The 24,113-nt window shown below is 70.6% G+C and carries 27 protein-coding genes and 2 pseudogenes; 14 read left to right on the forward strand and 15 right to left on the reverse strand.

The genetic code is table 11. The features are described 5' to 3' along the window. Position 1: 1 nt before the first annotated feature. Genes JI746_RS21095 through JI746_RS21105 form a run of 3 tightly spaced genes read left to right on the forward strand, consistent with a single transcriptional unit; the run spans position 2 to position 4,977 of the window. On the forward strand, positions 2–2,368 hold the full coding sequence (locus tag JI746_RS21095) for an ABC transporter permease (RefSeq protein ID WP_201692255.1): 2,367 nt from the start codon (positions 2–4) through the stop codon (positions 2,366–2,368). Positions 2,369–2,372: 4 nt separating this feature from the next. Further along, positions 2,373–3,566 (forward strand): efflux RND transporter periplasmic adaptor subunit, encoded by a 1,194-nt coding sequence (locus JI746_RS21100; RefSeq protein WP_201692256.1) that lies wholly within the window; start codon positions 2,373–2,375, stop codon positions 3,564–3,566. Between the two features lie 10 nt (positions 3,567–3,576). Continuing rightward, a complete protein-coding gene (locus JI746_RS21105; RefSeq protein ID WP_236600013.1) occupies positions 3,577–4,977 on the forward strand; it encodes a bifunctional aminoglycoside phosphotransferase/ATP-binding protein in 1,401 nt (466 codons plus the stop codon). On the opposite strand, the gene JI746_RS21110 is transcribed toward JI746_RS21105, so the two are convergent. After that, positions 4,974–5,849: a hypothetical protein gene (locus tag JI746_RS21110; protein WP_236600014.1), complete on the reverse strand. Its 876-nt coding sequence runs from the start codon at positions 5,847–5,849 to the stop codon at positions 4,974–4,976. The two genes, JI746_RS21105 and JI746_RS21110, sit on opposite strands and share 4 nt — an antisense overlap. 99 nt (positions 5,850–5,948) lie before the next feature. On the opposite strand from JI746_RS21110, the gene JI746_RS21115 reads away from it, so the two are divergent. Both JI746_RS21115 and JI746_RS21120 read left to right on the forward strand, forming a co-directional pair. After that, entirely contained in the window at positions 5,949–6,935 is a 987-nt protein-coding gene (locus tag JI746_RS21115) for a ribose-phosphate diphosphokinase (protein WP_201692258.1), read from the forward strand. A 389-nt stretch (positions 6,936–7,324) separates the two neighbouring features. Next, positions 7,325–7,592: pseudogene (locus JI746_RS21120) on the forward strand (IS5/IS1182 family transposase); the annotation flags it as partial. An 89-nt stretch (positions 7,593–7,681) separates the two neighbouring features. Here the strand turns inward: JI746_RS21120 and JI746_RS21125 are convergent. Continuing rightward, on the reverse strand, positions 7,682–8,311 hold the full coding sequence (locus tag JI746_RS21125; protein WP_201692259.1) for a phosphoribosyltransferase: 630 nt from the start codon (positions 8,309–8,311) through the stop codon (positions 7,682–7,684). 128 nt (positions 8,312–8,439) lie between these two features. Between JI746_RS21125 and JI746_RS21130 the strand changes: the two genes are divergently transcribed. Further along, positions 8,440–9,057, forward strand: a complete 618-nt coding sequence (locus tag JI746_RS21130; protein WP_201692260.1) for a nitroreductase family protein — start codon at positions 8,440–8,442, stop codon at positions 9,055–9,057. Positions 9,058–9,107: 50 nt separating this feature from the next. Here JI746_RS21130 and JI746_RS21135 read toward each other — a convergent pair whose 3' ends face one another. Continuing rightward, positions 9,108–9,623, reverse strand: coding sequence for a flavodoxin (locus tag JI746_RS21135; RefSeq protein WP_201692261.1), 516 nt, complete (start codon positions 9,621–9,623; stop codon positions 9,108–9,110). Between the two features lie 144 nt (positions 9,624–9,767). Between JI746_RS21135 and JI746_RS21140 the strand changes: the two genes are divergently transcribed. Beyond that, positions 9,768–10,658, forward strand: a complete 891-nt coding sequence (locus tag JI746_RS21140) for a ribose-phosphate pyrophosphokinase (protein WP_201692262.1) — start codon at positions 9,768–9,770, stop codon at positions 10,656–10,658. A 9-nt stretch (positions 10,659–10,667) separates the two neighbouring features. On the opposite strand, the gene fnr is transcribed toward JI746_RS21140, so the two are convergent. Both fnr and JI746_RS21150 read right to left on the reverse strand, forming a co-directional pair. Further along, on the reverse strand, positions 10,668–11,426 hold the full coding sequence (gene fnr / locus JI746_RS21145) for a fumarate/nitrate reduction transcriptional regulator Fnr (protein WP_236600031.1): 759 nt from the start codon (positions 11,424–11,426) through the stop codon (positions 10,668–10,670). 85 nt (positions 11,427–11,511) lie between these two features. Beyond that, on the reverse strand, positions 11,512–11,895 hold the full coding sequence (locus JI746_RS21150; protein ID WP_201692264.1) for a response regulator: 384 nt from the start codon (positions 11,893–11,895) through the stop codon (positions 11,512–11,514). 209 nt (positions 11,896–12,104) lie between these two features. Between JI746_RS21150 and JI746_RS21155 the strand changes: the two genes are divergently transcribed. Together JI746_RS21155 and JI746_RS21160 are read left to right on the forward strand one after the other, a co-directional pair. Beyond that, complete coding sequence (locus tag JI746_RS21155; protein WP_201692265.1) at positions 12,105–12,551, forward strand: universal stress protein; 447 nt, start codon at positions 12,105–12,107, stop codon at positions 12,549–12,551. Positions 12,552–12,776: 225 nt separating this feature from the next. After that, a complete protein-coding gene (locus JI746_RS21160; protein ID WP_201692266.1) occupies positions 12,777–13,121 on the forward strand; it encodes a hypothetical protein in 345 nt (114 codons plus the stop codon). 52 nt (positions 13,122–13,173) lie between these two features. Here the strand turns inward: JI746_RS21160 and JI746_RS21165 are convergent, their stop codons facing one another. The 7 genes from JI746_RS21165 to guaB all read right to left on the reverse strand — a co-directional run bounded on the left by JI746_RS21165 (position 13,174) and on the right by guaB (position 20,115). Beyond that, a complete protein-coding gene (locus JI746_RS21165; RefSeq protein ID WP_330893051.1) occupies positions 13,174–14,091 on the reverse strand; it encodes an LD-carboxypeptidase in 918 nt (305 codons plus the stop codon). Then, on the reverse strand, positions 14,088–15,485 hold the full coding sequence (gene tadA, locus JI746_RS21170) for a tRNA adenosine(34) deaminase TadA (protein WP_330893052.1): 1,398 nt from the start codon (positions 15,483–15,485) through the stop codon (positions 14,088–14,090). The genes JI746_RS21165 and tadA overlap by 4 nt, the downstream gene beginning before the upstream one ends. Further along, the gene (locus JI746_RS21175) at positions 15,482–16,111 is read right to left on the reverse strand and encodes an FMN-binding negative transcriptional regulator (protein WP_201692267.1); all 630 of its coding nucleotides are present in this window, start codon (positions 16,109–16,111) and stop codon (positions 15,482–15,484) included. The genes tadA and JI746_RS21175 overlap by 4 nt, the downstream gene beginning before the upstream one ends. 116 nt (positions 16,112–16,227) lie before the next feature. Beyond that, complete coding sequence (gene guaA, locus JI746_RS21180; RefSeq protein ID WP_201692268.1) at positions 16,228–17,841, reverse strand: glutamine-hydrolyzing GMP synthase; 1,614 nt, start codon at positions 17,839–17,841, stop codon at positions 16,228–16,230. A gap of 4 nt (positions 17,842–17,845) precedes the next feature. Next, positions 17,846–18,262 carry a type II toxin-antitoxin system VapC family toxin gene (locus tag JI746_RS21185; RefSeq protein ID WP_201692269.1) on the reverse strand — a complete coding sequence of 139 codons (417 nt, stop codon included), beginning with the start codon at positions 18,260–18,262 and terminating at the stop codon, positions 17,846–17,848. Further along, positions 18,249–18,560, reverse strand: a complete 312-nt coding sequence (locus JI746_RS21190; RefSeq protein WP_201692270.1) for a type II toxin-antitoxin system Phd/YefM family antitoxin — start codon at positions 18,558–18,560, stop codon at positions 18,249–18,251. Before JI746_RS21190 ends, JI746_RS21185 begins: the two co-directional genes overlap by 14 nt. An 85-nt stretch (positions 18,561–18,645) precedes the next feature. Then, the gene (gene guaB / locus JI746_RS21195; RefSeq protein ID WP_201692271.1) at positions 18,646–20,115 is read right to left on the reverse strand and encodes an IMP dehydrogenase; all 1,470 of its coding nucleotides are present in this window, start codon (positions 20,113–20,115) and stop codon (positions 18,646–18,648) included. A 124-nt stretch (positions 20,116–20,239) separates the two neighbouring features. On the opposite strand from guaB, the gene JI746_RS21200 reads away from it, so the two are divergent. After that, on the forward strand, positions 20,240–20,767 hold the full coding sequence (locus tag JI746_RS21200) for a DUF4124 domain-containing protein (protein WP_201692272.1): 528 nt from the start codon (positions 20,240–20,242) through the stop codon (positions 20,765–20,767). Here the strand turns inward: JI746_RS21200 and JI746_RS21205 are convergent. Beyond that, the gene (locus JI746_RS21205) at positions 20,761–21,093 is read right to left on the reverse strand and encodes an RnfH family protein (protein WP_201692273.1); all 333 of its coding nucleotides are present in this window, start codon (positions 21,091–21,093) and stop codon (positions 20,761–20,763) included. The two genes, JI746_RS21200 and JI746_RS21205, sit on opposite strands and share 7 nt — an antisense overlap. Then, on the reverse strand, positions 21,093–21,533 hold the full coding sequence (locus tag JI746_RS21210; RefSeq protein WP_201692274.1) for a type II toxin-antitoxin system RatA family toxin: 441 nt from the start codon (positions 21,531–21,533) through the stop codon (positions 21,093–21,095). The genes JI746_RS21205 and JI746_RS21210 overlap by 1 nt, the downstream gene beginning before the upstream one ends. Positions 21,534–21,593: 60 nt before the next feature. Between JI746_RS21210 and smpB the strand changes: the two genes are divergently transcribed. The 4 genes from smpB (at position 21,594) to JI746_RS21230 (ending at position 23,939) form a co-directional block, all read left to right on the forward strand. Next, a complete protein-coding gene (gene smpB, locus JI746_RS21215) occupies positions 21,594–22,067 on the forward strand; it encodes an SsrA-binding protein SmpB (RefSeq protein WP_201692275.1) in 474 nt (157 codons plus the stop codon). Positions 22,068–22,148: 81 nt separating this feature from the next. Further along, positions 22,149–22,544: a COG4315 family predicted lipoprotein gene (locus JI746_RS21220; protein WP_201692276.1), complete on the forward strand. Its 396-nt coding sequence runs from the start codon at positions 22,149–22,151 to the stop codon at positions 22,542–22,544. 47 nt (positions 22,545–22,591) lie between these two features. Beyond that, positions 22,592–23,119: an RNA polymerase sigma factor gene (locus JI746_RS21225; RefSeq protein WP_201692277.1), complete on the forward strand. Its 528-nt coding sequence runs from the start codon at positions 22,592–22,594 to the stop codon at positions 23,117–23,119. A 10-nt stretch (positions 23,120–23,129) separates the two neighbouring features. Then, entirely contained in the window at positions 23,130–23,939 is an 810-nt protein-coding gene (locus JI746_RS21230) for an anti-sigma factor family protein (RefSeq protein ID WP_201692278.1), read from the forward strand. Between the two features lie 51 nt (positions 23,940–23,990). Here JI746_RS21230 and JI746_RS28430 read toward each other — a convergent pair. Continuing rightward, positions 23,991–24,113 (reverse strand): annotated as a pseudogene (locus tag JI746_RS28430) (IS30 family transposase); the annotation flags it as partial.

The following is a 24,113-nucleotide window of genomic DNA, read 5'->3' on the forward strand; positions in this document are numbered from 1 at the left end:
GATGAAGGCCCTCGATCGCAAGGTGCTGCGCGACCTGCGGCTGCTCTGGAGCCAGGCGCTGACCATCGCGCTGGTCGTGGCGAGCGGCATCGGCGGCTTCATCGCGAGCCTCTCCGCGGTCGATTCGCTCGCCGCTGCGCGCGACGGCTTCTATGCATCCGGCCATTTCGCCGACGCGTTCGCGGTCGTGAAGCGCGCGCCCGACGCCCTGGCGCAGCGCATCGCCGAGGTTCCGGGCGTGATCGAGGTGCAGACGACCGTCGAGGCCGCGGCGCGCGTGAGCGTTCCCGGCACCGTCGATCCCGTCATCGGGCAGTTGATCGGACTCGATCCGCGCCGGCCCTTGCGCCTGAACCAGCTGCGCCTGCGAAGCGGCCGCTGGCCCGAGGTCGGCCAGCGCGGCGGCGCCGAGCTCGAGGCGGTGGTGACGGTCTCCTTCGCCGACGCGCACCGCCTGCGCCCGGGTGACGCCGTGTCGGCACTCGTCAACGGCAAGCGCCGCACCCTCCGGATCACCGGCACCGCGCTGTCGCCGGAGTACATCTTCGGCGGCGCCATGGGCCTGCCGGACATGCGCGCGTTCGGCGTCTTCTGGGTCGACCACGACGAACTGGCGGCAGCCATGGACATGCGCGGCGCCTTCAACCACGTGGCGCTGAAACTCGCGCCCTCGGCCTCGGAACCCGCGGTGCTCGACGCCGTGACGCGGCGCCTGCGCGGCCTGGGCGGAACGCCGGCCCATGGCCGCGACGAGCAGGGTTCGCACGCGATGCTGGACAACGAGATCCGCGGACAGCGCGTGATGGGCACCGTGCTGCCGGCGATCTTCCTGGCCGTGGCCGGCTTCCTGCTGCACGTGGTCACCGCCCGCCTGGTGGCGACGCAGCGCGAACAGGTCGCTGCGCTCAAGGCCCTTGGCTACCGCGACGGCGCGATCGCCCTTCACTACCTCAAGCTGGTCGCGCCCATGGTCCTGGGCGGCTATGCGCTGGGCCTGCTGCTCGGTCGCTGGATGGGCGGCCTGCTGACCGGCCTGTATGCCGGCCTGTTCCGCTTCCCCAGCTTCGAGCACCACGTGCCGGCCGCGCTCGCGCTGGCCGGCCTGGCGATCGTGGCGCTCACCGCGGTGCTGGGCACGTTCACGGCGATCGCTTCCACGGTGCGGCTCTCGCCCGCCGAGGCGATGCGGCCGCCGGCACCGGGGCGCTACCGCCGCGCATTGCTGGAGCGCGTGCCCGGGCTGCCGGTGGCGCCGGCCGTGCGCATGATCGTGCGCAATCTCGAGCGCCGTCCGCTGCGCGCGGCGCTCACGATCGGCGGTATCGCCGCATCGGTGGCCATCGTGATCATGGGCAACTTCTTCCGCGACGCGATCGACAGGATCGTGGAGACGCAGTTCCAGCACGGCATGCGTGCCGATGTGATCGTCTGGATGACGGAGCCGGTCGACGCGGCCGCGGCGCGCGAGCTGGCGCGCCTGCCCGGCGTGCTGCAGGTCGAAGCCGGGCGGCGCCTGCAGGTGCGCTTCCGCCACGGCCACCGCAGCGAGAAGGGCCTGGTGGACGGCCATCCGCCGCGCGCCCTGCTGCAGCGCGTCGTCGACGTGGACCGGCAGCCCGCCGAGGCGCCACCCGACGGCCTGCTGATGACGGACCGCCTCGCCGACAAGCTGCAGCTCGCGGCCGGCGACACGGTGGACGTCGAGCTGCGCGAAGGCGCGCGCGAAGTCGTTCCCATGGTGCTGCGCGCCACCGTGAGCGACATGATGGGTCTGAACGCCTTCGTCCAGCGGGATGCCCTCAACCGCATGCTGGGCGACGGCGACCTCGCCAATTTCTTCAGCCTGCGCGTGGCCGCCTCGGACCTGCCGCGGGTGCTGCAAGCCACGCAGGGGCTGCCGAAGGTGGCCGGCGCGTTCAGCAAGTCGGCGATGCTGCGCAACATGGAGGAGATCAGCGCCCGCAACGTGCGCATCATGAGCACCATCCTCACGCTGTTCGCGACGGTGATCGCGGTCGGCGTGGTGTACAACAATGCCCGCATCGCCCTGGCCGAGCGCAGCTGGGAACTGGCCAGCCTGCGCGTGCTGGGGTTCACGCGCGCCGAGGTCTCGCTGCTGCTGCTGGGCGAACTCGCGATCGGCATCGCCATCGCGCTGCCGCTGGGCATGCTGCTCGGATGGTCGCTCACCCACGGCATCGTCGGCCTGATGCAGACCGACCAGTTCCTCTTTCCGGTGGCGATCCAGCCGCGCACGTACGCGGGGGCGGCGATCTGCGTGGTCGCCGCCGGCGTCGCCAGCGCGCTGGTGGTGCGCCGGCGCATCGACCGCCTCGACCTGGTCGCCGCCCTCAAGACCCGGGAGTGAAACCGTGCTCCAGAAGAAGATCCTCGTTCCTGCCGCCGCCGTCCTGGCCACGGCCGCTTTGCTCGCCTGGGCCTTCTCGCCCCGGCCGGTCGTCGTCGAGGTCGCCCCCGTGCTGCTGGGGCGCTACGAACAGGCCATCGAGGAGGACGGCCGCACGCGCCTGAAGGAGCGCTACACCGTGTCGGCGCCGGTCGCGGCGCGCGTCCTGCGCATCGGCCTGCGCGAGGGCGACGCCGTGGCGGCCGGTGAACCGCTCGCCGTGCTGATGCCGGTGATGTCGGCGATGGTGGACGAGCGCAGCACCCGCGAGGCGACGGCGCGCCACCAGGCGGCCGTGGCCAACGAGGCACGCGCCAGGGCGCGGATCGCCCGCACGCAGGTCGCGGCCGACGAGGCGCACCTGGAATTGCAGCGCACGGAGAAGCTGGCCCGCGAGGGTTTCCTTCCGGCCTCGCGGCTGGACGGCGCGCGGCTGGCTCTGGCAGCGGCGCAGCGCGACGTGGATGTGGCGCGTGCCGAACGGGAGTCGGCGCTGCACGAACAGGCACAGGCTGCCGCGGCCCTGCTGCCGGTCACGGGCAAGCTGCAGGTCGGTCGGCCGCTGACCGTCCGCTCGCCGGTGGCCGGGGTCGTGCTGAAGATCCCGCAGGCGAGCGAGGCCACGGTGCCGGCGGGCGCGCCGCTGCTGGATGTCGGCGATCCTGCGCGCCTGGAGGTGGTCGCCGACCTGCTCACGACCGACGCCGTGCAGGCCCGGCCCGGCGGCCCGGCGATGGTCGAACGCTGGGGCGGACCGCCCGTCTCGGCGCGCGTGCGGCGGGTCGAGCCGGGCGCGTTCACCAAGGTTTCGGCGCTGGGCATCGAGGAGCAGCGCGTGAAGGTCGTGGTGGACGTCGATGCCGCGCCGCCCGGGTGGCAGGCGATGGGCGACGGCTACCGGGTGACGCTGCGCATCCTCACGCAGCAGGTCGACCAGGTGGTGCTGGCACCGGTGGGTGCGCTGTTCCCGATCGGGGACGGCGGCATGGGCGTGTTCCGCCTCGAGGGCGGACGCGCGCGGCTGCAGCCGGTGGAACTGGGCGGCCGCAACGGCAGCGAGGCGTGGGTGCGCACCGGCCTGAAGCCGGGGGACCGCGTCGTCATCTATCCGCCGCCGACCGTGGGCGACGGACAACGCGTGCAGCCGCGCGGGCCGTGATGCGATGGGCATGACCGCATCCCGCAGGCTCGTGCAGGCGCTCGCGCGCCGCCTCGGCGCCGAACTGATCGAGACCCACATCTCCTGGGTCCTGCTGGCGGGCGCCCTGGCCTACAAGGTGAAGAAGCCCTTGCGGCTGCCCTTCGTGGACTACTCCACGCCGGAGCGCCGGCAGGGCTTCTGCCAGGAGGAAGTCCGGTTGAACGAGCGCCTCGCGCCCGGCTTGTACCTCGGGGTGGCCCGCATCACGGGCAGCAGCGACGCGCCGGAGATCGACGGCAGCGGCCCGGCGCTGGAGTACGCCGTGCGCATGCGGCGCTTCCCTGCGGGTGCCCTGCTCAGCGAACGTGCGGCCCAGGGCACGCTCGACGCGGCGCTCGTGGATCGGCTGGCGGACCGGCTCGGGGTCTTCCACGCCGAGGCCCCGCGCTGCACCGCGGCCGGGATCGCGCTGCCTGCGCGTGCGCTGGCCGCCCTGCAAGGCGCCGCCGGCCTCTGGCCGGCGCCGCAGCAGGCGCAGCTGGCCCGCTGGATCGCGGGCGAGGCGAAGGCCGTCGATGCGCTCTGGCAGCTGCGCGCCGGCGCCGGTTGCGTGCGCGAAGGCCATGGCGACCTGCACCTGGCCAACCTGCTCACGCTCGAGGGCGAGGTGATGGCCTTCGATGCGCTGGAATTCGATGCGTCGCTGCGCTGCATCGACGTGGTCGAGGACATCGCGTTCACGGTGATGGACCTCGCCGCGCACGACCTGCCGGCGCTCGCGTGGCGGCTGCTCGATGGCTGGCTGCAACGCACCGGCGAGTACGAGGGCGTGGCGGGCCTGCGCCTGTGCCTCGTCTATCGCGCCCTCGTGCGCGCCCTGGCGTGCCACCTGCGCGAGCCGCACGGCGCGGGGGCGCAGCGCTATGCGCGCGAGGCGCTGCGCTGGACTGCGCCCGCGGCGCCGCGCCTGTGGATCACCCACGGCCTGCCCGGGTCCGGCAAGAGCTGGCAGTCGCAGCGCCTGCTGCAGGCCACCGGCGCGATCCGCATCCGCTCGGACGTGGAGCGCAAGCGCCTGCATGGCCTGGCACCGCTGGCGCGCTCGCGCGATCACGGCCTGGATCTCTACACGCCGCAGGCCACGCGCGCGACCCTGGCCCGGCTCTTCACCCTGGCCGGCGCGCTGCTGCGCGCCGGCTGGCCGGTGGTGCTCGATGCGGCCTTCCTGCGCCGCGCCGAACGCGACGCGGCCCGCACGCTGGCCCGGACCGAGGGCGTGCCCTTTGCCATCCTCGACTGCGAGGCACCACCGGAAGTGCTGCGCGAGCGCCTGCGCACCCGGACCGGTGACGCTTCCGAAGCCGATGTCGGGGTGCTGGAGCTGCTGGCCGCCGTGCGCGAGCCGCTCGGAGAGGACGAGCGCGGCTAGCGCGTCTCGGCCTGCCGCCGCACCTCGTCGCGCTTCATGCGCAGGTAGGCCTCGCGCTCCACCTCGTGCAACTGGCGCGGGTAGCGCTCGGTCGCGTCGAACCATGCCTGCAGGCGCTTTTCGAGCTGCTGGCCGGGCGGCAGCGCCAGCGAGTCCAGGTAGGCGTCGATCGCCAGGTAGTAGCGCATGGTGTTGCGTTCGACCACGCCCCGCAGGCCGTCCACGAAGGCCTCGCCGGCACCTCGTGCGACGCGCGTGAAGCCGACCTTGTCGCGGCCGACCATGCCCAGGTACAGCTGCATGGCGAAGCGGCTCGCGCCGCCGTAGCTCAAGCCGTAACCGAGGTGCAGGAAGGTGCGCCCGCCGTCCAGCGGCACCGCCTCGGCCTGCAGGCGGTACTGGCCCGTGTCGTAGGGGCCCTCGGGCGCCTCCATCCGGACCGACAGGTAGTCGGGGCGCAGCTGCGGCGCACGCCAGGCGAAATCCAGCAGCGAGGCCGCCGCGATCGCCTGCGGCTCCTTGCGCCCGACACGCAGTTGCACGTGCGTCGCCCCCTGCAGTTCCACGCGGCGGCAGTACTTGGTATTGAGGTGCAGGATCAGGATCTCGCACCATTGCGCCGGATCGGCCAGTGCGGTCGACACGCGGGCGAAGGGATGTTCCAGCACCGCGTAGACATCGCCGTCGATGCGGCCCGGGGTTTCATCCGACTGCAGGACCAGCGGCCCGCCGAACGCGTTGCTGGCGAGCTGCGGCGCCAGGCTCGCATGGCGCGCCAGCAGCGCCGCCGGGCCGAGCACGCCGGCCGCGTGGGCTGCAAGCGACAGCACCATCGAGGCGAGTGCCGCCGCCAGGGCACGAATCGTGTTCATGGTCTCCAGTCTGGCCGCCCGGGGCACGCGCACTTGACCAGCGTCAATCCGCCAGCTCCCGGCGGGCAGCATTCCCAGGCTTTGGAGGATGATGCCCCAATGAGCCATGACGCCCCCTGTCTCTTCGCCATGCAGGCCAGCCGCGCCTGGGGCGAAGCCGTCGCCGCCCAGCTGGGCACGCAGCTTTCCCCGCATGAGGAACGCGCCTTCGAGGACGGCGAACACAAGACGCGGCCGCTGGCCAGCGTCCGCGGGCGCGATGTCTTCGTGCTGCAGTCGCTGCACGGGGACAGCGCGCAGGGCGTGAACGACAAGCTGTGCCGGCTGCTGTTCTTCATCGGCGCCCTGAAGGACGCCTCGGCCGGCAGCGTGACCGCCGTGATGCCCTACCTGCCCTACGCCCGCAAGGACCGCAAGACGAAGGTGCGCGACCCGGTGACGACCCGCTACGTCGCCACGCTGTTCGAGGCGGTGGGCACCGACCGGGTGGTGACCCTGGACGTGCACAACCTGGCCGCCTACCAGAACGCCTTCCGCTGCCGCACCGAGCACCTCGAGGCCGCCGGGATGTTCGCGCGGCACTTCGCCACCCATCTCGGGCACCGGCCGGCGGTGGTCGTGGCGCCCGGCGCGGCCGACATGAAACGCACCGAGCAGTTCCGCCGGCGCCTGGCGTCCGCGCTGCGGCGCCCGGTCGGCGCCGCCTTTGCCGACGAGGCCCGCGGCGAGATGGAAACCGGTGGCGACCTGATCATCGGCGACGTGGCCGACCGCTGCGTGATCGTGGTCGACGACCGCATCGGCACCGGCGCCACGCTGGCGCGCACCGCGCGCGCCTGCCGCGCGCAGGGCGCCGCCGAAGTGCATGCCGCGGCCACGCACGGCCTCTTCGTGGGTTCCGCCTCCGACCTGCTGGCCGACGACGCCGTCGACAGCATCGTGATCACCGACAGCGTGCCGCCGTTCCGGCTGCCGGCCGGCCCGGTGCGCGACAAGCTGCGGGTGCTGCCCACGGCGGCCCTGTTCGCCGCCGCGATCTCGCGCATGCACACGGACGCGTCGCTCACCGAACTGCTGGAAGGCTAGGAACCGGGTGCAGCGCTGGAGAAGGAGTGAAGCCGGCGCGATGTGTGCCGCGCTGCGCTGGTTGCCCCTGGTCCGGCACAGGACGGATTTGTCCGCCTCACTCCATGTCCCCCGGCGCGGTTGAGAGCACTGGCCTTGGCTGATGCCGCGCCCGCGCCTCCTCCTTGACTTCCGGAGGCGGACAAACCCGTCCTGCGCCTGCGCTGTCGAATGGACAGGCGGTGGAGCGGACCTGGGAGCCTGCGCGGCAGAAGCCGGTTTTGCTCCCTCTCCCTCTGGGAGAGGGTTGGGGTGAGGGCATGCGGCGCTGGCGGGTCAGCGTCGCTGGTCCGAGGCGCGTTACGGCTGCATGCCTGCCAGCTACCTGCCCTATCGGCCTGACCAAGAACGAACCCGAACTCGACGTGCCAGCGGAGATCGCCCGCCGACTGCAGGCCATCCAGGAAGCACGGGGCACGATGGGAAAAACGCCAGCGCGAGCAGGAACTGCAGCGCGGGCGTGAGCCGGACGATCCGCCGCGCGCCGGGCGCCAAAAGCCCCCGTTTGGCGTGCCCGAGGACAAGGCGCAGGAGAACTTGACGGATCCGGACAGCCGCATCATGAAGCGCGCCGGCGGCGGCTTCGATGCGAGCTACAACGCGCAGACCGCGGTGGATGGGCGGCCCACGACCGCCGAGCGCCCCCACCCCAACCCTCCCCCAGAGGGGGAGGGAGTTTCAAACCGCTCTGCGGCGCAGGCTCCTGGCTAGGCCGCAGCGTTCGCCAGCAGCGCGATGACCTCCTCATCCTCCAGCTGCGGGAAGGACATGTAGAACTGCCCCACCGAGCCGAAGTGCGGCGGCGCTTGCAGGCACACGACATCGTCGCAGTACCCGGCCACCAGCTGCACTGCGTCGGGCGAGCCGACCGGCACTGCGCACACCAGGCGCTGCGGCCCGCGTTCGCGCAGCGCGTGCAAGGCGGCTACCATGGTCGCGCCGGTGGCGAGCCCGTCGTCCACCACGATCACCACCCGTCCCGCGGCGTCGGCGCGCGCGCGCCCGGGGGTGTAGCGCTGGCGGCGGCGCGCGAGCTCCTGCAGCTGGTCTTCCCGCTGTTCCTCGAGGTAGGCCGGGGTGGCGCCGACCGCCGCCGCGTGCGGCGCGACATAGGTCCAGCCACCCTCGTCCACGGCGCCGACGGCGAACTCCGGCGCGCCCGGGGCATGCAGCTTGCGCACCAGCACCAGGTCCAGCTCGCCCTCCAGGCGCTGCGCCAGGACCGCCGCCATGGGCACGGCGCCGCGCGGGATCGCGAGCACCAGCGGCTGCGTGCCGCGGTAATGCGCCAGCGCATCGGCCAGTTGTCCGGCGGCTTCGAGTCGATCCCTGAACATGCGTGGTGCCAAGGCGCCGCGGTGCGGCGCAAGCGCCATGTTGCGCGCCTTTCTTGAGGCAGCGCAAGGGCATTTCGCGGGGGCTGCGTCATCTTCGGGTTGCGGCAACGCTCAGGAGGATCCGGTCCATGGCCACCATTCCATTCGACCCGCTCATGGACACCATGCAGCTGCCGACGCCCCGGTTGCAGGGCAACCTCACGCTGGAGGCGGCGCTGAAGAAGCGCCACAGCACGCGCGAGTACCTGCCCGATGCGCTGACGCTCGAGCAGGTGTCGGCGCTGCTGTGGGCCGGCTTCGGCGTCAACCGGCCGGGCAGCTGGGGCCGCACGGCCCCGACCACCTGCGACACGCAGGAGATCATCGTCTACGCGATCCTGTCCGAAGGTGCCTGGCGCTACGACGCGCGGGAGCACCGGCTGCTGCGGGTGGGCACGGGCGACCTGCGCGCGCTCACCGGCACTCAGGACTTCGTTCCCGTCGCGCCACTGAACCTGGTGTACGTGGTCGACCAGGAGCGCATGGCGGCCGCGGGCGACATCGATCCCCAGGAGCACGGCGTGTTCGCCGGGGTGGATGTGGGCTGCATCGTCGAGAACATCTACCTGTACTGCGCGGGAGCGGGGCTGGCGACCGTCGTGCGCGGCCAGATCGACCGCCGCGCGCTCGGCGCGGCCCTGGGCCTCAGGCCGCACCAGCGCGTCGCCCTGGCGCAGTCCGTGGGTTTCGCGCGCACCACGCACTGATCGCCATGGCCGCAGGCAGGCCGGCGGGCGCGCCGGCCCCTTCCCTTTCTTCAGGCCGCCGACAGCCCGGTGGCCGGGAACTGCAGCGCCGTGCTGCGCGGCTGCAGGAAGGCGCCGAATTCGCGCACGGCCGCCACGCTGCCGCGCTCGAGCTCGGCGGCCGTGAGCGTCGCGTTGTGGATCGGGGCATGCCCCAGCAGCTGCGCGACCTCCGGCACCGCACTCACCGCGTCGTCCGACTTCAGGATCGAGATGATGGCGACGCGGCGCAACTGCTCGCGGTGATGGCCGAGGAAGGCGCGCATCGCGGCCGGCACGTGCCCCGCGAGCATCGGTGTGACGATCACGACGGTGCGGAAGTCGCCCGGGTCGGGGCCCTGGTAGGAGATCGGCGCACCGCGGTGCAGCAGCGAATCGAGCAGCGGCCGCAGCACGCCCGGCGTTTCGGGGTGGGAGCGCAGGTCGTGGATCTCGCCCACGGGCCAGCCATGCTCCGCGTGCAGTTGCGCGGCGACGTCCCGCGCCAGGCCGGTCTCCGAATAGACCACCACCAGCATGCTGTCCATGTGCCTGTTCCTTTCCTTGCGCAGCAGCGATTCTTCGGCGGCGGCGCGGCAGGAGCCTTGCGCTGCGTCAACGGGCACCGTGCCAGGGCTCCTGCGCGTGCGACCGACCGGCGGAGCGCGGCCTGAGGTACCCTAGGCAGGCCCATGAACACGATGATCCTGGCCCTGCCCGGCGCCGAGAACCTGGCGCAGACCCTGGCCTCGCTGCTGCACTGCCCGGCCAGCATGCTGGAGGTTCATCGCTTCCCCGACGGGGAGGGCCTGGTGCGGCTGCGCACCGGGGTGGAAGGCCAGCGCGTGCTGCTCGCCGCGCACCTCGACCACCCTGACGAGAAGACGCTGGAGCTGCTGTTCGCCGCCGACGCCGCGCGCGACCTCGGCGCGGCGGAGATCGGCCTCGTCGCCCCCTACCTGCCTTACATGCGGCAGGACGAGCGTTTCCGGCCGGGCGAAGCCATCACCTCGCGCACCTATGCCCGGGTGCTGTCGGCCACGGTCGATTTCCTGGTGACGGTCGATCCGCACCTGCATCGCATGGCGTCGCTGGACCAGATCTACACCGTGCGCAGCAAGGTGGTGGCCGCCGCGCCGGCGATCGCGCAGTGGCTGGTCCGCGAGGTGCCGCAACCCCTGCTCGTGGGGCCCGACAGCGAAAGCGAGCAGTGGGTGGCCGACGTGGCCGGCCGCCTGGACGTGCCCTACGTGATCATGACCAAGGAGCGGCGCGGCGACCGCGACGTGCAGGTGCGCATGCCGCCCGGCGCCCGCTGCGAAGGCCGCGTGCCGGTGCTGCTGGACGACATCGCTTCGAGCGGCCACACGCTGGCCACCGCGGCCGAGGTCGTGCGCGACGCCGGCTGGGGCCAGCCGCTGTGCATCGCCGTCCATGCCTTGCTGGACCAGGCCGGGCTGGACCTGCTGCACCGCGCGGGCGCGCGCCGCATCGTCAGCTGCGACACCATCCCGCACCCCACCAATGCCATCGCCCTCGGACCATGGCTGGCCGAGGGCGTTCGCGGGTACTTGCAGGACTGAAGAAGCGCCTTACTGCACGCGCATCTCGAAGGCGTGCGTGAGGCCGTCGAGATCGACGATGCGCACGTGCTTCTTGTCCACCTCGAGCAGCCGCTGCTGCTGGAAGGCCGAGAAGGTGCGGCTGACGGTTTCCAGCTTCATGCCCAGGTAGCTGCCGATCTCGGCACGCGACATGCGCAGGTGGAATTCGGTGGCCGAGTAGCCGCGGGCCTTCATGCGCTGGGAGATGTTCAGCAGGAAGGCGGCCAGGCGCTCCTCGGCATTCATGGAGCCGAGCAGCATCATCAGGCTGTGCTCGCGCACGATCTCGCGGCTCATGAGGCGCGAGATCACGTGCTGCAGGTCGGGGCTGACGGTGGCCAGCTCGCTCAGGTGCGAGTAGGGGATGGCGCAGATCTCGGCGTCTTCCAGGGCCACGGCGGCGCTCGCGTGCTTGCCCGAGGCGAGGCCGTCGAGGCCCATCAGCTCGCCGGCCATCTGGAAGCCGGTGACCTGCTCGCGGCCGTCCTTGAGCGTCAGCACCGACTTGAACGTGCCGCTGCGCACGGCATAGATGAACTGGAACTTCTCGCCTTCGTGGTACAGCGCCTGGCCTTCCTTGACGCGGCGGCGGGCGAACATGAGGCTGTCGAGGCGTTCCACGTCGCTGCCCGTCAGGCCGCAAGGCAGGCACAGGTCCTTCAGGTGGCAGGTGGAGCAGAGGGTCTTGATCGGCGCCGGGGCGGCGTCGGCCCTGGCCACCGTGAGGGTGCGGGGAAGGACCTGCATGGTGGCGGTGACGGTCCGTTCGGCAGGGGTCGGGGTGGCGGTCTGCATGGTGGTGCCCTCTTTCATTCTCTTGTGTTCTGTCGCCTCAGTGGACGCGGCGGCCGGCGGTGGCCACGGCCTGGGCGAGCTGGTCGAACTCGGTGCTCTTGTCGAGGAAGCGCACGGCGCCTTCGCCGAGGTAGCGCTTGCGGTACGCGGGTGCGGAGTTGTTGCTGAACACCACGAAGGCGACAGCGGGGTCCTGCGACTTCACCGCCTTGAGCACCTGCAGGCCCGTGCCGCCTTCGAGCTGCACGTCGAGCACGACGACGTCGGGCTGCGAATGGAGGATGCCTTCGATGCACGAGTCCGGCGTGGCGCCTTCGCCCACGATGTCCATCTGCGCGCCGGCGAGCAGCGCGTTCACCCGCTGGCGGATCTGCTGCGAGTCGTCCGCGAGGAACACCTTGAGGGAGCCGTTCGAATCCATGGCGTGACTATCGCGCCTGCGCCCCGCGCGGACCATCGGCAACGGCTGAATTGCCGGCTCGGACGAGTCCGAATCCGCCTGGGGCGCGCACCGAGGCCGGCTAGGAATCGTCCTAGGCATCCGTGCGGCTTCGAGTTGATGCGGCGCAAGGGACTTGGCTGCAAAGCGTCCAAGATGAGTGGGCAGACCCCCGCCCCCAAGGAGCCCGTATGTACAAGCGCATTCTCGTCCCGGTGGATGGCAGCGAAACCTCCACCCGTGCCTTGGTCGCCGCCCTGCAGATGGCGCGCGAGACCGGCGGCCGCGTCCGGCTGGTCCATGCACTGGACGAACTGGCCTACCTGTCCGGCTACGAATACAGCGCGGACCTGCTCAAGGCGGCCCGCGACCAGGGTTCGCGCGTGCTGGAAGACGCCCAGGCGATGGCGAAGTCCGCCGCCGTCCCGGCCGACAGCAGGCTGGTCGAAGCGGCCGGCCGCAGGCTCGGCGAACTGGTGGCGCAGGAAGCCCGGGACTGGGAAGCCGACCTGGTGGTCGTCGGCACGCACGGCCGGCGCGGCATGAGCCGCATCCTGCTGGGAAGCGGCGCCGAGCAGGTCTTGCGCCTGGCGCCGGTGCCGGTGCTGGCGGTCCGCACGCCCCAGGCCGCCGACTGATCCGCCGCAAGCCGAGGCCTGCGGGCCTGGTGCATACTCTCGTTGTAGTGCGAAGTGTCGCGTGAATGGATCACTTGCCAGCGCGACCGTTCCGGTTTACACGAAAGGTCCTCAGAACGTGGCCTTTCGTGAAATGCGGCACGATTAGGTCTTGCCACCGGGCCCCATTGGGAATAATTTCGGTCCTTGGTGGCGATCTCTCTGTGCGGCTGGGGACATGTCGAAATGCGTTGGTTCAAAGGCGGTCTGCGAAACAGTGTCTACGGTCTCCTGGGCAACTCGGGGGCCCCGAGCGATTCCATCCTGGAAAACAAGACGGAGGACATCCGTGAGGCGATGCTCGAACTGCTGGGCGAAGGCGCCACCAAGCAGTTCGCCAACGTCACCCGCCGCATCCGCTATGCCAACGACATCCAGGCGCTCTGGTACCTGCGCGGCGACCTGATGGCCGCCCTGGCCACCACGCTCGGCGAGTCCGCCGCCCGCGAGCAGGTGCAGCAGATCACGCAGATGTTCCAGGGCATGCTGCCCGGCAGCCTCAACTCGCGCCCGAGCCCGCTGATGGGCTGAGGCGTCGCAGCTACATTCCGAAAGCGCGGGGCTCCCGCGCTTTTTTTAATTTTCAGTGCATGTGCCCCCAGAGCAGGAACGCATCGCGCCCCTCCGCCGCCAGCGTGACCTTCGCTCCCACCGGCAGGCAGACCTTGGTCGGGACGTGGCCGAAGGGCAGGCCCGTGAGCACCGGCGCCTTGACCTGGCTGCGCAGCCACTCGATCACGGTGTTCAGGCGGAACCCCTTGTCGTGGGGGACCGGGACCCAGTTCGTGAAGTGCCCCAGCACGATCGCCTTCTGCTGCTGCAGCACGCCGGTGTAGAGCAGCTGCGTGAGCATGCGCTCGATGCGGTACGGATGTTCGTGCACGTCCTCGAGGAACAGGATGCCGCCCTTCACCTTCGGCAGCCACGGCGTGCCGGCGAGCGCCGAGACGATCGCCAGGTTGCCGCCCCACAGCACGCCCTTGGCCTGCAGCGGCTCGCCGAAGGCTTCGGCGCGCGGCAGCTGCCAGCCCGTGCCCTCGCCCTGCCCCGCCACCAGGTCCTCGAAGCAGGCCTGCATGATCTCGTCGGGCTCCGCTTCGACGCCGAAGTCCTCGCCCACCGCCGGCCCCGACCACGTCACGCGGCCGGTCTCCACCAGCACGGCATTCTGGAACGCGGTGAAGTCGCTCAGGCCCACGAACTGCGTGCCGCGGTCGATCGCCTTGGCGATCGCCTTGTAGGGCAGCATCGGCAGCAGCCGCGTGAGGCCGTAGCCGCCGCGCGTGATGATGGCGATGTCCGCGCCGCTGGCCGTTGCGCGTTCGATCGCCGCCAGCCGCGTTGCGTCGTCACCGGCGAAGCGCATGTGCCGCGCGAAGGTCGAAGGATCGACTTCGACCTCGTGCCCGAGGGCCTTGAGCCGGGCGATGCCGCGCTTCACGGCGGCCTTGTTGCCGACCGCACTGGACGGGGAGAAGATGTAGATGCGCTTGTTCGTCACGGGCGGAAGTATCCCACCGCCGTGCGCGCGATCGCCTCGCCGTGCTCCGGCACGAAGTGGCCCGCCTGCGGCAGCACCATGGCGTCCGGGCAGCCGCGGATCTGCGATCGCAATGCCTCCATCACCGGCACGCCCAGCACCGGGTCCTGCGCGCCGATCGCCATCAGGCTCCGGCCCTGCCATTGCCGCGCCAGGAACTCGCGCGCCTGCCGCGAGATGGCCGCGCCCCCGGCATCCGGTCCGTCCGGCACCATGGGCGGGAACGCGCGCAGCGCAGCGCGGTGCCCGCTGTCGGGGAAGGGCGCGTCGTAGGCCGCGCATTCGGCGGCGGACAGGTGCGGGTTGCCGCGTGCGAACAGGCGCCCCACGTCGAAGCCGGGGTTCTTCGCGCACATCTCGCGCCAAGCGAGGAAGCCGGGGCTGAGCGGGGCGTCGCCGGTGGCCAGCAGGGTGTTCATGACCAGCAGCCCCCGGTAGCGCTCCGGCGCCTCCATGGGCAGCGTCAGCCCGAGCAGCCCGCCCCAGTCCTGCACCACCAGCACCACCTGCTCCAGCTCCAGCCGCTCCACGAATTCGAGCAGCACCTGCCGGTGCCACTCGAAGCTGTGGGCCGACGCGCGCTTGGGCTTGTCGCTCTTGCCGAAGCCGATCAGGTCGGGCGCGAGCACGCGGCCGCCCGCCTGCAGGAACAGCGGGATCATGCGCCGGTACAGGTAGCTCCAGGAAGGATTGCCGTGCAGGCACAACCAGGTGAGCGGCGCATCGCGCGGTCCCTCGTCCAGGTAGTGCATGCGCAGGCCCGCGAGCGCGGGCAGGTCGTCGAGCCAGTGCGGCGCCCACGGGTAGTCCGGCAGCGCGGCAAAGCGGGCGTCGGGCGTGCGCAGCGCGTCGTCGCGCAAGGGCTGGGCGTTCATGCGGGTCTCCTGGCGGCGGGCACGGAAGAATCCGGACAGCAGCGCGCTGCATTCGGCCGCCAGCACGCCACCCACGACCTGCGTCTGGTGGTTCAGGCGCGCCTGCGCGAACAGGTCCAGCACGGAACCGGCGGCGCCGGTCTTCGGATCGGGTGCGCCGAAGACGACGCGCGCCAGCCGCGCGTGCAGCATCGCGCCGCTGCACATCGCGCAAGGCTCCAGCGTCACGAACAGCTCGCAGCCGTCGAGCCGGTAATTGCCCAGGGCGCGTGCCGCCTCGCGCAAGGCGCGGATCTCGGCATGCGCGGTGGGATCGTGCTGCGTCACCGGCGCGTTGTGGCCGCGGCCGACGATGGCCTCCCCGTGCACGACGACGGCGCCCACCGGCACTTCGCCGGCGGCCTGCGCCAGCCCCGCCTGCGCCAATGCCTCGCGCATGCAGGCCTCGTCGCGCGCCGGGCCGGCGGGCGGCAGTTTCACTTCGCGGGGTCTCGTCCGAGCCCGAGCCGCTGCATCCACCGCCCGAGTTCGCGCTCGTCCTCGTTGCCGGCCGCGTAGATCTCGCGCATGCGGGCGTGCGCCTCGGGCCGGTGCTGGTTGACCTTGAGCTTGCAGGCCCACTCGACCACGTCCAGCTCGAAGGCCACGATGCCGGCCAGCATCTTGAGCGCGAACTCCTCGCCCAGGCCCTGCCACTGCGCTGCGTAGTCCGGCTCGTGGTCGGCGATCAGCTTCTTCAGCAAGCCGTCCTTGGCGACGGGATCTTCCAGCAAGCGCGCCCGCACGCGGCAGTGCACCGCGAGGTAGTTCCAGGTCGGCACGCGCTGCAGGTCGGGATAGACCGTCGGCGACATGTAGGCATGGGGGCCGATGAAGACCACCAGCGCCTCCGGCCGCGCCTGAAGGTGACGCCAGTGCGGGTTGGGCTTCGCCACGTGCCCGAGCAGCACGAAGCGGCCGTCCCGCTCCTCCAGGTGCAGCGGCAGGTGCGTGACGAAGGGAAAGCCGCTGTCGTCGTTGGAGACCAGGCTGGCGAAGGGATGGCCCCGCATCAGCTCCGCGGCGACGGCGGGTTCGTCGGACTTGAACTGCTTCGGCTGGTACATGGGCGGATTATGGAAGAGCCTGTCACCCCCGCGCAGGCGGGGGTCCAGGGCACGCGCGCAGCGCGTGAAATGCGGGAGCACTGGATTCCCGCCTGCGCGGGAATGACGGGCAAGCCTTACTCCCACTCGATCGTCGCCGGCGGCTTGCTGCTCACGTCGTAGGTGACGCGGTTGATGCCGCGCACCTCGTTGATGATGCGGCTGGAGACCTTCTTCAGCAGCGCATAAGGCAGCTCCGCCCAGTCGGCCGTCATGAAGTCGCTGGTCTGCACCGCGCGCAGCGCCACCACGTAGTCGTAGGTGCGCCCGTCGCCCATCACGCCGACGCTCTTGACCGGCAGGAACACGGTGAAGGCCTGGCTGGTGAGCTCGTACCAGGTCTTGCCGCTCGCCTCGTCGCGGAAGTTGCGCAGTTCCTGGATGAAGATGTCGTCGGCGCGGCGCAGCAGGTCCGCGTACTCGCGCTTCACCTCGCCCAGGATGCGCACGCCCAGCCCCGGCCCCGGGAACGGATGGCGGTACACCATCTCGTGCGGCAGGCCCAGCGCCACGCCCAGTTCGCGCACTTCGTCCTTGAACAGGTCGCGCAAGGGCTCCAGCAGCTTGAGCCCCAGTTGCTCCGGCAGGCCGCCGACGTTGTGGTGGCTCTTGATCGTGACGGCCTTCTTGCTCTTGGCCCCGCCGGATTCGATCACGTCCGGATAGATCGTCCCCTGCGCCAGCCAGGCGACGTGGCGCGCATGCGTCTCCTTGATCTTCGCGGCTTCGGCCTTGAAGACGTCGACGAACAGGCCGCCGATGATCTTGCGCTTGCGCTCGGGGTCGCTCACCCCGGCCAGCTGGCCGAGGAACAGGTCGGCGGCATCGACGCGGATCACCTTGGCGTGCAGCTTGCCGGCGAACATCTCCATCACCAGGTCGCCCTCGTCGAGGCGCAGCAGGCCGTGGTCGACGAACACGCAGGTGAGCTGGTCGCCGATCGCGCGATGAATGAGTGCCGCGGCCACCGACGAATCGACGCCGCCGGACAAGCCCAGGATCACCTCCTCGTCGCCGACCTGGCGGCGGATCGCTTCCACCGCTTCGGCGATGTGGTCCCGCATCACCCAGTCCGGGCGGGCCGCGCAGATGCCGAGGACGAAGCGCTCCAGCAAGGCCCTGCCCTGCAGCGTGTGCGTGACCTCGGGATGGAACTGCACGCCATAGAAGCGGCGGGCCTCGTCCGCCATGCCGGCGATCGGGCAGCTCTCGGTCGACGCCATCAGCTTGAATCCCGGCGGCATCTCCACGACCTTGTCGCCGTGCGACATCCACACGTTCAGCAGGCCGTGGCCTTCGGGCGTGGTGGTGTCCGCGATGTCCTTGAGCAGCGCCGTGTGGCCGCGCGCACGCACGGCGGCGAAGCCGAACTCGCGCTTGTGCCCGGCTTCCACCTTGCCCCCGAGCTGCTGCGCCATGGTCTGCATGCCGTAGCAGATGCCCAGCACCGGCACGCCGAGTTCGAACACGGCGTGCGGCGCGCGGTCGGTGCTTTCCTCGTACACGCTGGCGTGGCTGCCGGAGAGGATCACGCCCTTGAGCCTGCCGTCGGCGGCGTATTCGCGCACCCACGCGTCGGAGACGTCGCAGGGATGGACCTCGGAATAGACGTGGGCCTCGCGCACGCGCCGCGCGATCAGCTGCGTGACCTGGGAGCCGAAGTCGAGGATGAGGATCTTGTCGTGTTGCATGGAATCAGGCCAGGTCGGTGATCACGGGGTGTTCGAGTTGCAGGCACGCACGCCGCAGCGCACGGTCCATGGTGACGAGGGGTGCCTGGAGGTCGATCGCCACCTTCAGGTAGGCCGCGTCACAGGCGGTGAGTTGCAGAGACTGCGACCAGTTCCAGAACTCCAGCGGCGAAATGCGCACCGGAGCCAGCGCCACGGGAAGCCGGCTCAGGAGCCGCAGGACGTGCTGGTGGGCCGACGCGGTGAAGCGCCCGCGCCCGAGCGCCTTGCCCGCCGCGTGCAGGACCTCGATGGGGAAGATGGCGGCACTCGTCGCGCTTTCCTCCTCCGTCATGACGCGGATCAGGGCTTGCGAGACGCGGTCGCCGCCTTCGTCCGGAAAGACCCAGCTCGCGAAGGCGGACGCGTCAAGGACCAGCATCGCTGCCCTTCGGGTCGTCGATCCAGGCATCGCCGCGTGCGTCGCGCGCCGCCTTGTGCTCGTCCCACAAGGGGCCGAAGCCCGGCCCCGCAGTGCCGACCTTCGCGCGCAGGGCAGCGAGTTCGGCCACGATGGCCTGCCGGCGCGCTTCGATGCTGGGCTGCTCGGCTTGCGGCTCCTTGATCAGGCGGATGACCCGCTTGCCGTGGCGGGTCAGCACCACCTCCTCGCCCTGCTCTACGGCCCGAATCAGTTCGGAGAGCTGGCTCTTCGCCTGGTGGATGGGGACTGTTGCCATGTTCTGGTCCGGATTTCTGGCCAGATTTTAAGCGATGGAAGAGAAAAAGGCCAGAATAGTCTGGCCTTTTTCGCGCGGACACGCCTCATTCCGCCCGGTAGTTCGGCGCTTCCTTGGTGATCTGCACGTCGTGCACGTGGCTCTCGCGCATGCCGGCCGCCGTGATCTGGACGAATTCGGCGTGCTGGCGCAGGTCTTCGATCGAGGCGCAGCCGCAGTAGCCCATGGCCGCCCGCACGCCACCGGCCAGCTGGTAGACGATCGTGACCATGGAGCCCTTGTAGGGCACCCGGCCTTCGATGCCTTCGGGCACCAGCTTGTCGGTGTTCGGGTTGGTGCTGGTCGCTTCCTGGAAGTAGCGGTCGGCGCTGCCCTGCTGCATGGCGCCGATGGAGCCCATGCCGCGGTAGCTCTTGTAGCTGCGGCCCTGGTACAGGACGATCTCGCCCGGCGCTTCCTCCGTGCCGGCGAACATGCCGCCCATCATCACCGTGCTGGCGCCGGCGGCGATGGCCTTGGCGATGTCGCCGGAGTAGCGGATGCCGCCGTCCGCGATCAGCGGCACGCCGGTGCCGGCCAGCGCCGTCGCCACGTTGTCGATGGCCGTGATCTGCGGCACGCCCACGCCCGCCACGATGCGCGTCGTGCAGATCGAGCCGGGACCGATGCCGACCTTCACCGCATCGGCGCCGGCTTCCACCAGGGCGCGCGCGGCGGAGCCGGTCGCGATGTTGCCGCCGATCACGTCGACCTGCGGGTAGTTCTGCTTGACCCAGCGCACGCGGTCGATCACGCCCTTGCTGTGGCCGTGGGCCGTGTCCACCACGATCGCGTCGACGCCGGCCTTGACCAGGCATTCCACGCGTTCCTCGGTGCCCTCGCCCACGCCGACGGCCGCGCCCACGCGCAGGCGGCCGCTCGGGTCGCGGGCGGCGCTGGGGAAACTGGTCTGCTTGGTGATGTCCTTGACGGTGATCAGGCCCTTGAGCTCGAAGGCGTCGTTGATCACCAGCAGGCGTTCCAGCTTGTGCTTGTTCAACAGCGCCTTGGCGTCGATCAGGCTGGTGCCCTCGCGCACGGTGATCAGCTTGTCGCGCGGGGTCATGATCTGGCTCACCGGCACGTCGTAGCGCGTCTCGAAGCGCAGGTCGCGACCGGTGACGATGCCCACCACGCGGCCGGCATCGAGCACCGGGAAGCCGGAGATCCCGAGCTGCTCGGACAGCGCGAGCACCTGGCGCACCGTGTGCTGCGGCGTGATGACCACCGGATCGCGCAGCACGCCGGATTCGTAGCGCTTGACGCGCGCCACTTCGGCGGCCTGCTGCTGCGGCGTGAGGTTCTTGTGCACGATGCCCATGCCGCCTTCCTGCGCGATGGCGATGGCCAGGCGCGCCTCGGTGACCGTGTCCATGGCGGCGGACACGAGGGGCAGGTTCAGCTGGATGTTGCGGGAGAGCTGTGTCGCGAGGGACGTGTCCTTGGGCAGGACCTGGGAGAACGCCGGCACCAGCAACACGTCGTCGAAGGTGAGCGCTTTTCCGAGAAGGCGCATGGAAGGGGGCTCCAAAAAAAGGATTGTACCCGCGTGCAGTTTTGCACGGCCCGCGTGGGGCTGCCACGCCACGGTCACCCCCGCGCCGGGCTTGGCTGCGCGGTGGTCGAGCTACACTCGAAGGATGAAAGCTGTCCCGCTTGCCCTGCTCTCGCTCGTGTGCCTCGCGCCCCTGGCGGCGTCCGCCGAATGGCAGTGGCTGGACAAGGACGGCCACCGCGTCTTCAGCGACCAGCCACCGCCGGCGGACATCGCACCCGATCGCATCCTGAAGCAGCAGGGCGCGCGCAATGCGGCCCCGGCCCCGGCCACGCAGGCCGCCGCTGCCCCGGTGGCGGCAGCACCCGCCCGCTCCGGCGTCGACCCGGCCCTCAAGCCGGCCGGCAAGGACAAGGTGCTGGAGGAAAGGCGCAGCAAGGCGCAGAGCGAGGAAGCCGAGAAGCAGAAGGCCGAGGAAGCCCGCGTGGCCGCCCTGCGCGTGGAGAACTGCAGCCGCGCGCGCTCGGCCAAGGCCGGCATCGAATCGGGCCAGCGCATGGCGATCGTGAACGACAAGGGCGAGCGCGAGGTGATCGACGATACCCGCCGCGCCATCGAACTGCGTCGCCTGGGCGAGGTCATCGCGCAGGACTGCCGCGCCGATCGTCAGTAACCGGGCTTCGCGCCCGGACGCCGCTGGGCGAACAGCCCCGCGGCCCGTGCCCCCTGCTTGCGGAAGCGTTCGCGTCGCGCGACCTTCGGGTCCACGCGCAGGGCGCGGTAGATCTCGATGCGGTCGCCTTCGCGCACCGGCTGCTGCGCGGTGCAATGGCGGCCCCAGAGCCCCAGATCGCCCTCGCCCGGCTGCGCGCCGCCGGCGGCCGCTGCGAAGCCGCTCGCACGCACCGCGTCGGCCACCGTGCTGCCTTCGGGCAAGTCGAGGGGCCACTCCAGCACCTCGCGCGGTGCCGGCGACCAGCACACCAGCACGCGGGGCATCAGCCGTAGACCTGTTCGGCGCGCTTGACGAAGGCGTCCACCAGGCTGCCCGCGATCTTGTCGAACACGGGGCCGACCACGGCGGACAGCGCCGCGCTCTTGAAGCTGTACGTCATCTCCAGCGTGACCTTGCAGGCGCGCTGGCCGGCCTGGCCCAGGGGCTGGAACTTCCAGTTGCCATCGAGGTTGGAGAACGGCCCGTCCACCAGCTTGATGCGCACCTCGCGCCCCGGCACGTGCGTGTTGCGGGTGGTGAAGGTCTGGTGGATGCCGCCGAAGGCCAGGCCCATTTCGGCCTTCATGCCATCGGGCTCCAGCGCCACCACGCGCGAGCGGTCGCACCAGGGCAGGAACTCGCAGTACTTCGCGACGTCGGTGACGAGCGCGAACATCTCTTCGGCGCTGTACCAGATCAGCACGGACTTGTGGATGGTTTTCATGGAGAATTGCGGGCCCGCCCGGCATTGTAGAGAGGCCCGGCGTGCCCCATCTGTCAGTTCATGGCCACAAAAAAAGAATCTCCCGCGCGCATCGCAGACAACAAGAAGGCCGCCTTCAACTACTTCTTCGAGGAGCGGTTCGAGGCGGGGCTCGTGCTCGAAGGCTGGGAAGTGAAGGCCCTGCGCGAGGGCAAGGCGCAGCTCACCGACGGCTACGTCGTGATCCGCGACGGCGAGCTGTTCCTCATCGGCTGCCAGATCAATCCGCTCAAGACGGCCTCCACCCACGTGAAGCCGGAGGCGGCGCGCACCAAGAAGCTGCTGATGCACAAGGACGAGATCCGGCGGCTGATCGGCAAGGTGGAACAGAAGGGGCACACCCTCGTGCCGATACAGCTGTACTGGAAGAACGGCCGCGCCAAGATCGAGATCGCGCTGGCCAAGGGCAAGGCGACGCACGACAAGCGCGACACGATCAAGGAACGCGAAGGCAAGCGCGAAGTCGAGCGGGCGATGAAGGAGCGTCACCGCTGAGGCGCCCTTTCGCCGCGGTGCAGGAATAAACCGGGGCGCGGCGACGTTCATCAAGGTGAAAACACAACCAGGAGAACGACCATGCGCCTTGCCTCCCTCTTCGCTCCGCTGGCCTGCGCCACGCTGCTGGCCGCCTGCGGCTCGATGTCCTCGATGTCCATGTCGCATCCCGCACCTGCCAAGGTGGCGGACGGCGTGTTCGTCGGCCCGAACGGCATGACGCTGTATACCTTCGACCGCGACACCATGGGTGCCGGCAAGTCGGTGTGCAACGGCCCCTGCGCGACGAACTGGCCGCCCTTGATGGCCAAGGCCGGTGACATGGCCTCGGGCGACTGGAGCATCGTGGTGCGCGACGACGGCACCCGCCAGTGGGCGTACAAGGGCAAGCCGGTGTACTTCTGGGCCAAGGACACCAAGCCCGGCGACCGCACGGGCGACAACGTGAACAACGTGTGGCGGCTCGCCCGTCCCTGAGTGCCGGAACCGATGCGCCGCATTTCCGTGATCGCGCGGGCCCGGGGATGAACACTCCCGCGGCGGCCCACAGCCTCGTCGGCCACATCCCGGACCTGCGGCGCTACGCCCGCTCGCTCACGGGCGATGGCTGGGCGGCCGACGACCTGGTGCAGGACACGCTGGAACGTGCCTGCGAACGCTGGCAGCTCTGGTCCGCCGGCAGCGACCTGCGGGCCTGGCTGTTCACGCTGATGCACAACCTGTTCGTCGACGGCGCGCGCCGGGCCATGCGCCAGGGAGGCCAGCGCGTCGACCTCGACGAGGTGGCGGGCGAGCTCGCCGCCCCCGCCCAGACGCCCGAGCACACGCTCGACCTGCAACGCTGCCTGCTGCGGCTGCCGCCCGAACAGCGCGAGGTGCTGCTGCTGGTCACCCTGCAGGATCTGCGCTACGAGGATGTCGCGCGCATCACCGGGGTGCCCATGGGCACCGTGATGTCGCGCCTGTCGCGCGCACGCAGCCGGCTGCGCGAGCTGATGGAGGGCGGTGCCGCGGTGGCCGCCCGCAGCCCGGCGCTGCGCCGCCTGAAGTGATGGAACGACCATGAAGGACAGCAACTTCCCGATGTCGGAAGACCCCGAACTGCACGCCTATGTCGACGGCCGGCTCGATCCGCTGCGGCACGCCGCGGTGGAAGCCCGCCTCGCCGGCGATCCGGCGCTGGCGCACCAGGTCCATGCCTGGAAGGCGCAGCGGCTCGCCCTGCGCGACCTCCACGCCGACGTGCTGCGGGAACCGGTGCCGGCGCACCTGCTGCAGGCCGCGCAGATGCTCGATCACCGCAGCAGCCGCTTCGCCCGCTGGCAACGCTGGGGCGGCATGGCGGCGGCGATCCTGGTCGCCTTCCTCGCCGGCTGGGCCGGCCACTTCCAGTGGCAGGAACGCGCCACCACGGTGGCCACGGGTTCCCGCGTGGGCGGGCAGTTCGTGCACCAGGCCGTGCTCGCGCATTCGGTGTACGTGCCCGAGGTGCGCCATCCGGTCGAAGTCGAGGCCGCGCAGCAGCAGCACCTGGTGCAGTGGCTCTCCAAGCGCCTGAACCGACCACTGAAGCTGCCGACGCTCACGCCCGCCGGCTACGAGCTCGTGGGCGGCCGCCTGCTGCCCGGTGACAGCGGCGCCCGGGCGCAGTTCATGTACCAGAACGCCAGCGGCGAACGCGTGACGCTCTACGTCGGCGCGGTCGAAGGCGCCGCCGGCAAGGGCATGGGCGAGGCGGCGTTCCGCTTCACCCACGAGGCGGGGGTGGCCAGCTTCTACTGGGTCGAGAACGGCTTCGGCTACGCCATCTCGGGCAAGCTGCCGCGGCCGACGATGCTGGTGCTGGCGGAGTCGGTTTACCGGCAGTTGTGACGGTCATGCCCGGCGTTGTGTCCGTCATCCCCGCGAAGGCGGGGGGCGGTTTCAACCGGTCAATGCAACGGTGGCTGCCAGCCTTTCGGCTGGTGACTCGAATCCCAAAGTCTCTCTGGGACGTGTATTGAGCTTTCTGGCGACCTGGTCTAGCTGCTCCTGCGTGTACAGAGA

The organism is Ramlibacter alkalitolerans, from assembly GCF_016722765.1.
In the GTDB taxonomy this organism is placed as follows: Bacteria; Pseudomonadota; Gammaproteobacteria; order Burkholderiales; family Burkholderiaceae_C; genus Ramlibacter; species Ramlibacter alkalitolerans.